General features: G+C 33.8%; 11 protein-coding genes. 8 read left to right on the plus strand and 3 right to left on the minus strand.

Annotated elements, in window-relative coordinates; translation table 11 throughout:
- Positions 1 to 200 precede the first annotated feature (200 nt).
- The 3 genes from V7Z48_RS01855 to V7Z48_RS01865 are packed head-to-tail and all read right to left on the minus strand — an operon-like array spanning position 201 to position 1,584.
- Positions 201 to 803, minus strand: coding sequence for an FAD-dependent oxidoreductase (locus tag V7Z48_RS01855; RefSeq protein ID WP_334111684.1), 603 nt, complete (start codon positions 801 to 803; stop codon positions 201 to 203).
- Positions 803 to 1,006 (minus strand): hypothetical protein, encoded by a 204-nt coding sequence (locus V7Z48_RS01860; protein ID WP_334111685.1) that lies wholly within the window; start codon positions 1,004 to 1,006, stop codon positions 803 to 805. Before V7Z48_RS01860 ends, V7Z48_RS01855 begins: the two co-directional genes overlap by 1 nt.
- Entirely contained in the window at positions 1,003 to 1,584 is a 582-nt protein-coding gene (locus V7Z48_RS01865) for a MarC family protein (RefSeq protein ID WP_334111686.1), read from the minus strand. The genes V7Z48_RS01860 and V7Z48_RS01865 overlap by 4 nt, the downstream gene beginning before the upstream one ends.
- Before the next feature lie 113 nt (positions 1,585 to 1,697).
- On the opposite strand from V7Z48_RS01865, the gene V7Z48_RS01870 reads away from it, so the two are divergent.
- The 8 genes from V7Z48_RS01870 to V7Z48_RS01905 all read left to right on the plus strand — a co-directional run bounded on the left by V7Z48_RS01870 (position 1,698) and on the right by V7Z48_RS01905 (position 15,744).
- On the plus strand, positions 1,698 to 2,261 hold the full coding sequence (locus V7Z48_RS01870) for a DUF3109 family protein (protein WP_334111687.1): 564 nt from the start codon (positions 1,698 to 1,700) through the stop codon (positions 2,259 to 2,261).
- A gap of 67 nt (positions 2,262 to 2,328) precedes the next feature.
- Entirely contained in the window at positions 2,329 to 6,315 is a 3,987-nt protein-coding gene (locus tag V7Z48_RS01875; RefSeq protein WP_334111688.1) for a hybrid sensor histidine kinase/response regulator transcription factor, read from the plus strand.
- 361 nt (positions 6,316 to 6,676) lie between these two features.
- On the plus strand, positions 6,677 to 7,879 hold the full coding sequence (locus tag V7Z48_RS01880) for a T9SS type A sorting domain-containing protein (RefSeq protein ID WP_334111689.1): 1,203 nt from the start codon (positions 6,677 to 6,679) through the stop codon (positions 7,877 to 7,879).
- Positions 7,880 to 8,660: 781 nt separating this feature from the next.
- Entirely contained in the window at positions 8,661 to 10,544 is a 1,884-nt protein-coding gene (locus V7Z48_RS01885; RefSeq protein ID WP_334111690.1) for a thiol-activated cytolysin family protein, read from the plus strand.
- 18 nt (positions 10,545 to 10,562) lie between these two features.
- On the plus strand, positions 10,563 to 11,321 hold the full coding sequence (locus tag V7Z48_RS01890) for a hypothetical protein (protein WP_334111691.1): 759 nt from the start codon (positions 10,563 to 10,565) through the stop codon (positions 11,319 to 11,321).
- 24 nt (positions 11,322 to 11,345) lie between these two features.
- Positions 11,346 to 11,948, plus strand: coding sequence for a hypothetical protein (locus tag V7Z48_RS01895; protein ID WP_334111692.1), 603 nt, complete (start codon positions 11,346 to 11,348; stop codon positions 11,946 to 11,948).
- A 119-nt stretch (positions 11,949 to 12,067) separates the two neighbouring features.
- Positions 12,068 to 12,661 (plus strand): hypothetical protein, encoded by a 594-nt coding sequence (locus tag V7Z48_RS01900; protein ID WP_334111693.1) that lies wholly within the window; start codon positions 12,068 to 12,070, stop codon positions 12,659 to 12,661.
- A gap of 17 nt (positions 12,662 to 12,678) precedes the next feature.
- Positions 12,679 to 15,744, plus strand: a complete 3,066-nt coding sequence (locus V7Z48_RS01905; RefSeq protein ID WP_334111694.1) for a hypothetical protein — start codon at positions 12,679 to 12,681, stop codon at positions 15,742 to 15,744.
- Positions 15,745 to 15,904 lie beyond the last annotated feature (160 nt).

A 15,904-nucleotide genomic window follows, 5' to 3' on the forward strand; every position in this document is an offset into this window, starting at 1 on the left:
ATTATTTGCAAAAAGCATTTAGTTTTGGCCCGTAAATCTACGTTGAACAATCTGCGAAAATCTGAGTTTTCTGCTCAGCAAATCATTAATGAATTCCATTCTAATAGAAATGGTCAAAGGCAAGGTTTTCCGAAGAGGATATCTGTGAAAATCACTTTGATTTCTGCCTACGGGTAGGCAAGTGTGAAAACAAAAATCCATTAAATCTTATCGTGCACCTGCGCATCTTGACCATCATTCCAAAGGGTTAAAATATCAGTAGCTACTTGCGCACCGCTACCACTAGCAATAGCAAACTGGCTGCGCCAACCAGCTAAAGTGCCAGCAACGTACAAACCTTCGGTTATTAAATGATGGGTGTTTTTTAACCAAATTCGTTCTTTTTCTACCAAGGCTCGTGGATGAGTTTCTATGTAAGATTCAAGACCTTTTATGGTTATTAAATTGGTGTAACCAACTGCCACCACTACCAATTTACTGGTATAGATTTGCTTATTAGTACTAACGGTGAAACAATTATCAGATTTAGTAATTGCTAAAACTTTTTCTTTTGCTATTTGGGTTACATGAGGATATAAAGAGCGAAGTTGTTCTATGCCGTCATCTAAAATAGTTTGTCCTGTGGTTCCAGGAGTCAGTCCTAAAACATTATTAAACAATGCCGTTTGTAAATGCGATGCTTTTTGGTGCATCACAATGCCAATCTTTTTATCCGCAGCAAAAGCCTTATTTTGGGCTGAACCCAAAACCAAAGCACAGGACATACCAGCTGCGCCACCGCCAATTATTAGAACATCAAACATTACTTTTTGTAGTGTATTTTTTTCTGAATTTGTTTAGAAACAAATAAAATCCAAACCAATAATAAAGCACACAAACCAATTAATGCCACTGTTAAGGCTGTAACACTGTCGCCTTGAAAGGGTGCATTAAAATTTACTTGTGCAAGGTTAAAGCCTATAATTCCTAGGCTTACAATTGAAAAAATAATGGTAAATAGCTTCATGATAATAGCATTTGAATATTTGAAGTAAATAATTTAACCGCAATGGCTAACAAAATTACGCCAAATATTTTTCTTACGATATTAATACCGTTGGCACCCAAAACGCGTTCGATTTTTGAAGAGGTTTTAAGCACAATGTAAATAACAATCACGTTTACAATCAATGCTACAATGATGTTTTCAGTTTTAAATTCCGCCCCTAAAGATAGTAGGGTCGTTAAACTTCCAGGTCCAGCTATAAGTGGAAATGCCAATGGAAAAATTGATGCCGTTAAGGGATTGTTTCCTTGGTCTTTGTAAAGGGTAATTCCTAAAATCATTTCCAAGGCAATAAAAAATATAATAAACGCACCAGCCACGGCAAACGAGTTAACATCAATACCGATTAGGTTCAGGATTTGTTCGCCTAAAAATAGAAACATAATCATGATAACACCTGCAATAATAGAAGCTTTTTCACTTTGAATATGCCCCACTTTTTTGCGTAAATCTATAATAATGGGAATGTTTCCAACAATATCAATAACAGCAAATAACACCATAAAAGCTGTAAATATTTCTCTAAAATTGAATTCCATAATACAATACTCTGAAAATTTCGGCAAAGGTCGTTATTAAATCCGTATATGAATCATTAAATTGACTTATTTTTTAACAGTTTTCTCCGTGCAAATTGAAGTATATTTGCGCCATGTTTCAACTAGGAAAAACCATTGTTTCAGAAGAGATTATCGGAAATGATTTTGTTTGTAATTTATCCGCATGTAAAGGCGCTTGCTGTGTTAAAGGCGATGCTGGCGCACCATTAGAAGTAGCTGAAACGCAAATTTTAAAAGATATTTTTCCGATGGTCAAACCTTTTTTGCGCAAAGAAGGCTTAAAAGCTATTGCTGAACAAGGTGTGTTTACCACCAACGATTTTGGTGAACATGAAACGCCACTTATCAATGGCGAAGACTGTGCTTACGTTATTTACGATCGGAAAGGCACCGCGCTCTGTGGTATAGAAGAAGCTTATAACCAAGGCGCTATAACTTGGAAGAAACCTGTTTCGTGTCATTTGTATCCAATTCGGGTTAAAGATTACACTGAGTTTTCCGCAGTTAACTACGAAAAATGGCATATTTGTGATCCCGCTTGTGCATTGGGAGAAGAACTTCAAGTTCCTGTTTATAAATTTGTAAAACAAGCACTTATTAGAAAATTTGGTGAAGACTGGTATAATGAGTTGGAAGTTTTAGCTTCGAAAACATAACATTAAATAGGATTTTTTATTTTATTTATTTTAATGTACATTTAGGAGGTTAAAATCCACCACCTCAATGTTATTGCGTTTAAGTTTCAATTTTAAGGTAGTCTTTTTATTGATTGTGCAACTTTTTATTTGGGAAGTTGGTGCACAATCGCAAATCACTTTTAGGCAACTTTCGGTTAAAGAAGGACTTTCTCAGAACAGCGTTATTTCAATCGCGCAAGATTCTACAGGTTATTTATGGTTAGCAACGCAAGATGGCTTGAATAAATACGATGGCCAAAGCTTTAAAAAATATGAGTTTCTTTTCACAGATGTCACCAACGTTGAATACAGCGATTTAGGGAAAGTTTATCGCGATAAAGAAGACAATCTTTGGGTAATTCCGAGTTCGAACATTCCACATAAGTATGATGCGCAATCCGATAAATTTTTGCCTTTATTAGAATTGAAGGATGTAACATGCATGTTTCAGGACTTACAACTTAATTTTTGGTTTGGTACTTATGAAAACGGCTTGTTTAAGAAAGACCATGAAACTGGCAAGATTGAACAGATTATTGCCCCGGAAATAACTTCTAAAATTTACACAATTACCGAAGATAACTCAGGAAAATTGTGGCTTGGTTGCAAGGAAAAAATGATTTCTTACAATTTAATTAGCCGTAAAATAAATAATTACAAACCAGATGTAGCTGAAGTCGTTCATTTTGGTAGCATAGTCGTAAATGACAAAAACCAAATTTTTGCTGGCACTTTTGGTGAAGGAATTTGGGTGAAAGGCGAAAATGATACTCACTTTAGAACCTTCGATGATGGACGTTTTCAAGACTTAGCCAAGCTTAAAGATATTTATGTACTGTCTTTGTTAATTGATTCGAAGCACAATTTATGGGTTGGTTCATACGGAAGTGGTTTATTCAAAGTTAATTTTGATGAAGCAATCATAAGGCAGTTTACAGAGAAAAAGAACAACCCAAAAACAATTCACTATAACGATATCTTATCTATTTACGAAGATTTTTCAGGTGTTTTGTGGTTTGGCACCGATGGCGCAGGTGTGAGTTACTATGATGAGTATTTAGACAAATTTAATTATTACACGAACTCTCTAACCCCCGAAGATATCAATATAGATGTTGTAAGATCTGTGGTGACCGATAGCGAAGATGTTGTTTGGATTGGCACCAGCGGCAAAGGATTAACAAGATTTGATCCGATGAATGAAAGTTGGAAAACATATATGAAAACCAATGAAACGATTGGGTTGGCCTGCGACAGAATCATGAGTTTATACGCCGACAAAGATCGAAACCTTTGGATAGGCACGCAAGATGGCGGTTTGCACATTATGAATGATTATGAAAGAATTGTTCAATATAAAAATCATCCCACAGCCCACGTAGATGTTAATACGATTTGGCGAATTCATGAAGATCATAATTCTAAGAAATGGCTTGCAACAGGGCAGAAGGGATTAATTCAATTTGATAAAAACAAGGGTGTCTTACAATCTTTCTCAAGAAAACAAGGTAATTTTCCTAGTAACAATATTAGGGTCGTAATTGATGCTGAACCTGGCTTTTTGTGGGTTGCAACTGATGAACGTCATATCCTAAAGTTAAACATTGAGACTGGCACGTTTGAAGATTACAGTCGGCTTTTATTTCAAAACCAGGCACAGGTTCAATATAATTACTCAATTAAAACTTTATTGTATCAAAACAATCAAGTATTATGGATTGGTACAGCTGGCAATGGCATTATGGCTTTAGATTTAATCGCTAATAAGCTTTATAACTACTCTATTGATGACGGCTTGGCAAATAATGTTATTTATGCCATTATGCCTGATGAAAAAGGTCAATTTTGGCTGAGTTCTAATAAAGGAATTTCAAAATTTTTACCGCCAAAAACATGGGATGAACAACCAGAAATTACAAACTACACCAGTTACGATGGCTTATCTATCGAATTTAATACCGGTGCGTATCATACGTCCGAAAACGGCGATATTTACTTTGGAGCTTTAGATGGATTTTATTGGTTAAATCCTTTAGAAATTAAGAATAATACCGAACCACCAAAAACAGTACTTTCTAAACTCGAAGTTAACAATACCGAAATGGATTTTTCAGAAAAACTGAATTTAAAATCATTTCAAAATACCATAACCTTTACCTTTTCTAGTTTACAGTTTTCGTTACCTCATAAAAATTATTTTAGTTATAAATTAGATGGTTATGATGAAGACTGGAGCACTGCAAGCAACATTAATTTCGCCAGATATACTAACTTACCTGCAGGAGATTATGTATTTAAGGTGTTATCAAGTAATTATGATGGCATTTGGAGCCAACTACCAACTCAGTTTTTATTTAAAATTTTAAAACCCTGGTATTCAAGTGCAGGAGCGATTTTAATTTATGCACTTTTAACTTTATTAACAGCCTATTTAATTTACACGTACTTTAAAGTACGTTGGCAGATGCAGTTGGAATTAAAAGTGGAGCATGATAAAGCAGAAAGGCTCAAACAATTAAATGACTATAAAACAAAGCTTTACACCAACTTGTCACACGAGTTTAGAACGCCTCTAACCTTAATTTCGGCGCCTGTTAAAAAACAATTGCAAAGTAATGAACTCTCTAACGATACCAGAGAAGATTTAATGTTGGTAGATAGAAACGCCAATCAATTATCGGGACTAGTCAACCAGCTGCTTGAACTTTCAAAACTTGAATCTGGATTTGTCAAACTTAAAATTTCATACAGCAATATTGAATTGTTTTTGCATGCTATCGTTGCATCGTTTGTACCATTGGCCGTTCAAAAAACACTAAAATTAACTACCAACATAAAAGTTGCTCAATTTGCATGGTATGATGCAGATGTTCTAGAAAAAATTATAAATAATCTTTTGTCAAATGCTATAAAATATACCCCGAAAAATGGTGAGATTATTTTTAATTCCGAAATAAATTTGGGGCAATTAAAGTTATCCGTGCAAAACGATGTCAGTGAAATTAAGGAACAAGAACTATCAAAAATATTCGACCGCTTTTATCAAATAGATTCCAAGAACGAGGGATTTGGTATTGGACTTTCACTTATAACAGAATTGGTCACACTTAATAAGGGCACTATTCAGGCTGAATATATAAACGAAACAGCAATTAACTTTATAGTAACTTTACCTATTGAAAAAAATGTATTTAGCGATTCCGAAATTCATGAACCTAGTCCACAAGAATTAAAACACAAGCTTTCAAAGGATGACAGGATAAATAAGCATATTTCTGAGAAAGAGATAATTCTAATTGTTGAAGACAACGCAGAAATGCTTCAGTTCTTAATCAGAATGTTTGAATCTAAATATAAGGTGATTCAGGCTCAAGATGGTTTAGAAGGCATCAATAAAGCATTTCAATATATCCCAGACGTTATTATATCGGATATCATGATGCCAAAAACTGACGGTATCACACTTTGTAACACCTTAAAGACAGATGAAAAAACATCTCATATTCCAATTATATTACTCACTGCGAAAAGCGGCGAAGAAAATGAATTGATTGGGTTAAAAACGGGTGCTGACGATTATATTCTAAAACCTTTTAATCCTGAAAAAATTCAAATTAGGGTTCAAAAACTAATTGAAATAAGAAATAATCTTCGAATGCGTTACCAACAGGCAGTTTCGTTAAAGCCTCAAGACATCGCTATTACTGCCACTGATGAGAAATTTTTAAATAAACTCCAGCAAATACTTGACGAACGCCTTGTCGATCCAGAATTCAATGCCGATTATTTCAGCAAAGAGATTGGCATGAGCCGTATGCAACTTCACAGAAAACTAGTGGCCTTAACTGGATTAAGTACAACCATGTTTATTAAATCGCAGCGGCTAAAACACGCTGTTATCTTACTTCAAAATTCCAATGCCAATGTAGCAGAAGTTGCTTACTCATCCGGATTTAATTCGCCATCCTATTTTACCAAAAGTTTTAAAGATACCTACGGAAAATCTCCAGTAGATTATTTTAACGGCAATTAATTTTCAAAACATAATTCACTATAATGCCAGTTTTTCTAACCAGAAAGCTCTAGTATTTGATTTTTGAAATACGCTTTTCGCTGATTCGAAACAATTTCCGCAACCAAACTATTAAAGACTAGTTATTAACAAAAAAGCTTTCAAAAACCTTCAAAATGTTACATATGTTATAGCATTTGTTACATATGTGATAGTCCGATAGGCAGTTTTAATAAATCTTTGTATCGATAAATTTTTACGATAAAAACATTATAGTTTTTCTTAAAAAGATTAAATGGGCTATTGTCTTTTTTTTAAGAAATCTAAAAAAACTAATTATTAGAACTCAGCCTATACTATTAATCATTTAAATTGTATTCTCATGAAAAAAATTACACTTTTAATTACTTTACTTTTATTTTTTAAAGTACACGCACAATTTTTTGAAGATGAATTTGGCCCACTGCCTGAAATACTTACCATTGACGAATGGTCGGGAACAGATTGGGACGAGGTCGCAAGCCAGGAAGCAACATTTAATGTGGATTGTTTAGTACAAACAATTACAACTTTAATTTCGGGTATTAACGTTTCTAGGTCAATATACAGCTATAATCAGGGAAATCAGGTAATAGAAATAATTATACAAACAAATATTGCCGGTACTTGGTTTAATAGTTCTAGAACTCAAAACACATACACTGGTGACAATTTAACCGAAGAAATAGAATCTAATTGGAATGGCTCTACTTGGATTAATAGTTTTAGAATTCAAAGTACATTTACTGGCAATAATTTGACAGAAGAAATAGAATCCAATTGGGATGGTACTAATTGGGAGAACAATTTAAGACGTCAAAACACATACACTGGTGACAATTTATCCGAAGAAATAGAATCTAATTGGGATGGTGCTAATTGGGGATTGTTTAGCAGAACACTATATAATTACAACGGATCTAATCAGTTGATAGATGATTTATTCCAACTGCGTAATGCAGAAGATACAACTTGGGAAAATGCCAATAGATCAATTTACACGTACAATGCTGCTGATTTGTTAGAACAAGAATCGTATCAGGAATGGAATACTGTAAACGCAATGTGGGTCAATTCAGAACAAAGAACTTATTCTTATACAGGATCTAATATTTCTGCAATTATATCTTCCTTTTGGGATGGCTTTGAGTATTTGCCAGAAGATAGAAGCCTTTTAACCTATAATGCTAATGGTTTAATAGCACAATTAATTTTTCAAGATTACTTTGGTGGAGATTGGGAGAATACTTCAAGAATTACATTTATCTACCCTGCCTGTCAGTCTTTATCAACAGAAGAATTCACGACTTTTGATTTTAGTTTTTCCCCAAATCCTTCAAGCAATTACCTAAAAGTTTTAAATCTTCCACAAGGACACACTGTATTAAATTACATGGTATATGACATGTCTGGTCGTTTAGTGCAAAAAGGTAAATTAAACTCAGATTTAACCATTACCACACAATTTATGACAGATGGTTTATATGTATTAAAACTAAGTGACGGATCTTACAGTCAAGCAAAACAATTCGTTGTTAATTATTGAAGCTAATATATTAATCTTATTTAAAATACGGAAACCACTTTAGATAGATAACTAGAGTGGTTTTGTTTATAATGCAAACCTATTTCATAAAAAATTAATTTATCTACGTGCAAGCATTATAAATCAAATTTTCTTGAATCATTTTATAAACGTCATGCTACCCATTCCTCTTTAAAAAGCATTTACCTACCATTTTCTCCTATTTTTCATTATAATATAACGCACGTTCTTAATATCCAATTCTTTTCTTGTAATTATATTTTTAATTTAGGTTAAAAATACGTCTTGCTTTAAGTGCAATCAATTTCCGTAGATATTTCTAAAAATAACTCTTATTAACAAAAAAAGCCCAAAAAAGGCTGTAAATGTTACATATGTTATAGCATTTGTTACATATGTGATAGTCCGATTGGCTGTTTTAATAAATCTTTGTATCAATAAATTGAATGGTTTTTCGCCTAAAAATATAAGTGATAAGAATTCAGTAAACCCTGTTCAAACATTAAAAACTAAAAAGCCAATGATAAAAGATTCTCAGATAGTATTACCAATCGTATAAAACAACACGAAGGTGCTTTAAAGATGGTTTACGAAAACAATCTAAAAAATTCATCTAAGAAGGAAAAGTAAAAACAGTTCGATTCAACATGCAAAAATGGAAAGCACACTACATGAAGCTGAAGAAATCTTTTTTTAAAAATTAATTCTAAACTTAAAAATCATGAAAAACTTGAGTATTTCAGCAAATTACTTCAAAACCAGAGTGATTGCTATTTTAACTATGATGCTTTTATTAGTTCCTACAACAATAGATGCACAGGTAACAAGAAGAACAAAACAACAAACAAATACAACTAAAACAACTAAAACAGTTAAACCTGAAACTACAACTAACACAAACACAAATATTCAAATGGTTGGAACCTTGGCACCAATAATAGTTCCATTTGAATCTCTGGTAATTGGATCACCATGGAATAAGGGAGGCATGAAAAAGCTCACTGTTATTAATAATAATTTCACTGAGAAAAATAATTCTAGCACTACAAATGAGGGTAAAAATGAAACCAAAGAAACAATATGTTTTAAGGAACGACTTAACATAGAGGCAAATGTTAGAGATTTTAGTCAAATGCCGCAAGGTTCAAGACCAGACTGGTTAAAACCGGGCATAGTTATGAAAGCCAATAGCTTTGTTGATGGCTCGTACCAAATAGAAGAAAGATATAATAGATCTCCAATTAACCTATCCGTTGATCTAAGGGGTGCTTCTCAATCTGTAAGACAAGTTCCCAATCCAAGATACAAATCAAATATTTTAAATATTGAAAACCAACTTATTTCCCAAAATGCCAATCATGTCCCAGCGAATATGAGCTTTAAATTTCATGAAATCCGTTCTTTAGAAGAGCTCGATTTTAAATTAAACGGTCGTTATTCGGGAGGTTTCGGCGCGTTTGGAGCTGAAATGGGGTTGAGTTATGAGAAATCAAAATCTTCATATTATTATATGGTTGAATTTACTCAGCAAATGTTTCAAATGGAAGTAGACGGACTGGATGCCAGTCAACTTTTTGCCGATAATGCTCAGGTTCCAACGCAAGATTATGTCTATATATCAAAAGTAAATTATGGTAGAAGAGGTGTTATTATTTTTAAATCAGAAAAAAGTTTTGATGAGTTAAAGACGAGCGTTAATGTAAAATCTGGATTTTTATTAACCAAAGCAAGTTTAAATACCTTTTATAGTGAAATGTCTCAAAATGAAGAAGTAAAAATTGAGGCCTTTTTATATGGAGGGTCCAGTGTAGCAGCCATTAACAGCATTGTAAGCACGATTAAAAATGGAAAGCCAGATATTGCCGGCTGGCTAGCTGGCAGACCATTTGACCATAAACTGGCACTGCCTATTAGTTTTGAAATAAAAAATCTAAACAATCAAAAAGTGGGTATGGAAAGTAGTTTCATACAAAACGTTCAAACCTGTATAGAGAAAAGAAATTACAAATTAAAAATGTCTTTAACCGATATTCAAAATATCAAAGCCCGAGATGGCGTTGGAGCAAATGATGACTATGGTATTCAAATGGCCGTAGTGTATAGCGCTAAGGGAAAAAGGAAAACACCTGTAGATAGCAAAATCAGAAAATTTCCTGGTTTAAGATGTGGTTTTGAAGATGCCAGCCGCCCACATAAAATTTCTGGTCCTTATATTCCTATCATTTGTGGGGGTATGAATAATCAAATTCACGTAAGGGAAGATCGAGTTCAGCGATGGCCAAGTCAAATTAACAACACCGTTACTTTTAATGTTTCTTATGAGGATATTACTGATCCCAAAGCAAGTTTCACTATTTATACATGGTTTAAAGAGTACACTAGTGGTAATGATAAAGTAATGTTAGATGCCAATACACCTACAGAAGTCCCGGTTGCTGAAATCATTCAAATATTGACTAGTGCGAAACAATTGAACGGCAATAAAAAATATTATGATGGTGCTATAGCCCAAAATTTAGGAAATAAATTTAAAGACTTTGGACCTAGTCAAATATGGTTAACAACTGTTCCAGAAACTAATAAAATTATTTTAGAAGGCCCTTTAAGAGCTGGAGATCCTAGCGGTAAAGCAGCTATTTGGGTACGTTTTGAATTAGAAAATTAATCTTTAAAAATGAAAAAAATGAAAACATTACATATAGTAAACATAAGACCTGTTTTAACTTTTTTATTATTGGTTTTTGGATGTTCTACATCTTTCGCCCAACTAAGCATCTCAATTCCTTTAGGTAGCGAACTATCTTCAAAAAACATAGAAGTTTTATCGGTTGATTTTATGACCGAGGAAATTTCTAAATGGGGAAGTTTAGATGAAAACGGCGACATAACCTTTTCATTAAGCTACGACTACATGGATGAGCTTCTAAAGGAAGCAAAAAAACAACAAAAAGATGCCCCCAAAGGATGGACCCTCACATTTAAAACAGCTGGTTCTGAACATACATGCGAATATGGCGAAAGTACCATCGAAGTTGAAAACCCAGACAGTCGTCTATTTGGAGTGCCATCTTTTTTTGCTGGAATTGAATCAGAGAAAAAACGATATGGAGACATGTACGCAGCCTCCAATGAAGCTGTGGCAACTTGGCTGCACGGATACCAAATGGGAAGCGCTTCAACAGGTTTCTATGTGGAATGGATTTATGCTGAAGGTGATGCCACTGTAAAAGGTTCTTGTACAAGAAATACAGGCACTGGTTATGGTGACGAAGAATTTGATGCGGTTACCAATTATAACCTTCAATTTAAAGAAGGATGGAATACGGTGGTACATCAAATTGATGAGGTTTTTGATAGTGCTTCGGGTACTTCTTATGTAAAAACCAAGAGCGTTTTCACCACGAAATTTTACGAAGATTTATATTGGTATGTGCTAGATTAATGAAATTCTAAATAAACTAAGAAGATGAAATTGATTAAAAACACCATACACTTTATTTTAAGTTTAAGTTGTTTGATGATACTATTTTCTTGTAACTCCAAAGAACAACAAGTAAATTTCAACGATTCGGGAATTGAAAAAGTGGTAAAAGCTAATAGTAATTCTAAACATGTTTTTGAAAAGGCATTAAAAACAGGCAATACGGCTGATGCTATAGCGGATTGGTTTCCAAAAGAGTTAGGCGATTACAAGTTGGATAAACAAAGCATAGAAAAAGATAAGCGTAACTTGGGTTGGGCGAGTGCGATATACAAACATGGGTCTAATTCAAATAAGGATGTAACATTAAATATTTGGGATGGATTAGGTTCTTTTGCATCTGTTATCAATAATCTAAAAACGGCTAATTTGGAAGGGGAAGGCGAAGAAAGTAATTCGCAAATGCGCAAAAAAATTTATGTGCGGAATGGTCAAAAAGCTTCTGAAATGGAAGTATTTCCATCTGGTTTAATACATATAATTTTTGAAGCCGAACAGCGCTTTTACGTAACCATGCGCAGTAACAATAATAGTCTAATGACTATATGGCAAATGGCAGACGAACTAAATTTTAACTCACTTAAGTAAAATTATGGAACCTAATACTATCGTATACGCTTCAAAAAAAACAAGTTACAGTATCCTTTTTAGGTGAAAAATTTAATGATTGGTTTAAAAATGTTTAAATGATAAAAATATAGAAACTGATGAAACGCATTATATTACTAATAATATTTACTGCATTTTTAGCTTTAAATGCTTGCAAAAATGACCAAAATGAAGTCAACAAAGCAAAGTCAATAGTTGATGATATAGAAAAAACAATGACGCCGTCCGATCAAATAGCGCTCAAAGATAAAGCGCCTCTGAATAAGCAAGAGCTGGAAGATACATTTCCTGTCAAAATAGGTGATTATGAAAGGGATTTTATCAATGTTTCAGAAGAAATGGGAACGGCAAAAGGCTCCTTTAATGATGGGCGTATCACATTAAATATTACTGATGCTTCAGGACCAATGGGCAGCATTATTACCATGTTTAATGCCTTGTATGACCTTAAAGAAACAAATGATGCGTCAGAAAAAACTATTAAAAACAATCAAAAAATCATTGAAGTATTTAATAAAGACACCAACGAATCTAGTATCGAATTTATTTACGTGAACCGCTTTCATATTTTTCTTACAGCAAAAGGAATGACCCCAGATGAACTCTGGAAACTTTTCGAATTTGATAATTACATATCGTCACTACAAGTATTGGACGACTTCGATAATAAAAATACAGACAGAAATCATTAATTCCAACAATTAAAATTATGAAACCACAAAAAGACAACGGTACTACAAGACGAGAGTTTATAGAACAAATGTCATTATTGGGAATGGCATCTTTGCTGCCGTTATCTTTTTTTAGTTGCAGCACAGAAACTTCAATGGATTATCAAGGTATTGGATTGGCACCTTACAAAATTTGGGAGGAAATGTTAATGGCAATTCAAACCAGTCCCGATTATTTAGAAGGACGAATGAATAGCTTAATTAAAGAAGGAAACCCCGAAGCGATGTTCAATTTTGTGCGCGATGAAATATATTTATTACCTTCGGCGCCAAATTCGCTTAAGGGAATGAAAAACACAATGAAATTCGGAATCAATGGCGTACTGCGTTACGGATTTGCAACACCTAGAGAAAAAGCCGAACTTCTAAACAACATGTTTAATGATTCAGGAATCTCTTCTAAACTGGTTTTTGAAAGAACAAATATTCAAGCGGAAGAAGTTCCTGCATTTTTTTACCGACCCATTGAAAGGAATTTTACTCCAAAAATCAGTAAAAAAATTTTAAAACGATGGGCTGATGAAATGGAACAAGAAAATACCGTTATTGAACCTGTTAAAAATATTGATAAGGATTTAGAGCAAAGTAATGCTTTGGCCAAACAATTATGGCAGTCTTTGCCGGATACTGATCAAATAAGTTCGCAGTCTTTCGATTTTAGATGGGACAATTACAATACGCCAACTGTAGAATTTGCGCATGAAGATAAAACAATGTACGCCCATCTTTTCGATCCGAAGATTAAGTTCGGTGAATTGAAAAATGACAATGGTAGCCGAATAACGCAAGCTGATAAAGCAATTTACATAAACGAAAAGATTTCAGTTTCCTTAAGTTTTCGAGATGGTATAAATTTAAGAGATGAAAAAGAATTGGTTTCAGGTGAATGGTTTGCTCACGAACTTGCCGGAAATCAGATAATCATCAATTTTTTACACGGTTTAACCATAGAAGAACAAGCATTTACCAATATTGGAAATTTAAGAGTTTTTACCCCTGTACTTTCGTTTCAATCTTTTGATATGGATGTAAAAGAAATGGAGGAAAAATCATTCATGGGCAATCCTATTACGTTAGAAGGAAATAGAATTGATGTATCAGGTGAGACGGCAAAAATCGGGGAGTATCAAATTACTGATAATGAAAATAAAACTTTACAAAAAAGCGTCCAAGAAATTAAGGCTAAGGCCGTGCCAAATACCTATCCTTTGGTGAAATTAGAAGTAACGCCATTAGACGATCAAGGAGGGTTTATAGAAGGCTTATCAGCAGCAGATTTTTATATCATAGACAACGATTTACCCATTCCTGCAATGATGGAAAGGAATGAACGCGCGCCGCGAATTTTAGTGCTTTACGATGTTTCTTTAAGCATGCCTTCGGAATACTATGGCGAGAATATGAAACGGTTTGTCTCAGATCTTGAAAAATCAATCAAGGAAAATTACAAAGATGCCGCAATTACAAAATGGGAAACAGATTCATCATTATATTCCTGGTTACTCAAGGCTTCACAAACCAATAATGATTTAATAATTTTTGCAACCGATGGCGACAATGGGGATAAATTTAATGAGGACAATTCAAATTTTTACCAAAGCGGACCACCTGCTTTGGTGTTAAATGTAAAAAATTCTGAGGAAAGGCACCGTACCGAATCATTTACAAAAATGGCAGAAGCAACCAATGGTGCTGTTTTTAATGCTCAAGATCAGAATTTGGTTATTGAGAGCATTGTAGAATTTATCGAATCTATTGAAATTGCACCTTATATTTTTACCTATTACGTTACAGATAAAGCGGCATCTCATACTGTAAAAATTAGTATCGATGAAAATAGAGTAGAGACGAGGTCTAATTATAAGTTTATCAGCTTTCCCCGAAATAACATGGATTTAGGGCAAAGAATCGCTGGACTATACCTAAAAATTAAAGTAGGAAGAAATGAAGTAAACCGAGTATATGCAGGCTTGGATCCGCACATTGATAAATACAGAAATCCATCTTTTAATGATTTTTTAGATGTTAAATTTCATTTGTTTGGGAGTGCAATACTTAGTTTTGAAGGTGAAGGACCCACGTTTTCTGCAGCTATTTCCGATGCACTCAAGTATAGATTAAGCACAAGAGAATGGGGAGAAGCAATTATAAAAGAAGATTATAACAAAGCAAAAGAAATTTTACAACAAGGCAGTTTCGCCAATACCGATCCGTTTTTTGCTTTAATGGCACCATTAAACAATCAGGTAACAGAAGATGCTTATACATTTTCATCTGGAATTAGAATTGCGATTTTAAAAAATAAAGTTGGACTTGATGGCCAAAAATCAGAAACAAATTTTGATTATTTACCGACTTCAAATTATTCAACATTTTCAAAAAACGAACAGGAATCCTTTAAAATTAATTTGAACAAAACAGTTCAATTAGCTATTCGAGAAAAGGAAATTTATGAACAAAGCACTTTTACATTGTTGAAGGATAAAAACAGTATTGAAAGGTCAAAGATATTAAAAGAAGACTGGTTTACTGAGCTTTACCGTGAGGGCGAAGACGCTAATTTTTGGTACGAGACCATTTATAGAGGTGACGGAAATTTTAGAATTTTTGACACGTCGGCACAAACAAAAGCCTATTGGCAAATTAACTCTAAAACCGGAGAACTCTACGGAATATTGCCAAACGGGACAGGAGGTGGTTCTAAATCTACAGAGGAGCAACTACAAGAGCTCAACAAAGTTATAGATTTGTATATGGCACTTTTTACTGGCATGGGTGTAGCAATTACGCCAATTGGGATTGTGGCTACGTACGGCAAAACCCTTGTAAAACTTTATGCTATTGTTACCGAAGTTTTAATCATTATGGATGCGTCTGGTTTAGACGAAAAAGTAGATGCAGCTTTAAAAGAACTTGCCTGTAATATCAACAAAGAAATTATGTTTATGTCGTTGGGAAAGGCAGGCGAAATAATGGGTGGTGTTGACTTATTAATATCCTTAATGGGTGGTGATGGGTTGCCAGGAACAGGCTGCAGTGGCTAATTTAAAAAATGAATTACGATAAGATTACTATGGTCAGGTAATTTCATTTAGAATATTACTCCACGTTTTTAAAATCCGATTTATTTCTTTTTAATTGTGTTTTTTGATTACAATTAAAATGCACCTTGTTTTGTTGAATTAAACTCCCACGAAATATTTC

The sequence above is a fragment of the Paucihalobacter sp. genome (assembly GCF_036825875.1).
Classification (GTDB): domain Bacteria; phylum Bacteroidota; class Bacteroidia; order Flavobacteriales; family Flavobacteriaceae; genus Paucihalobacter.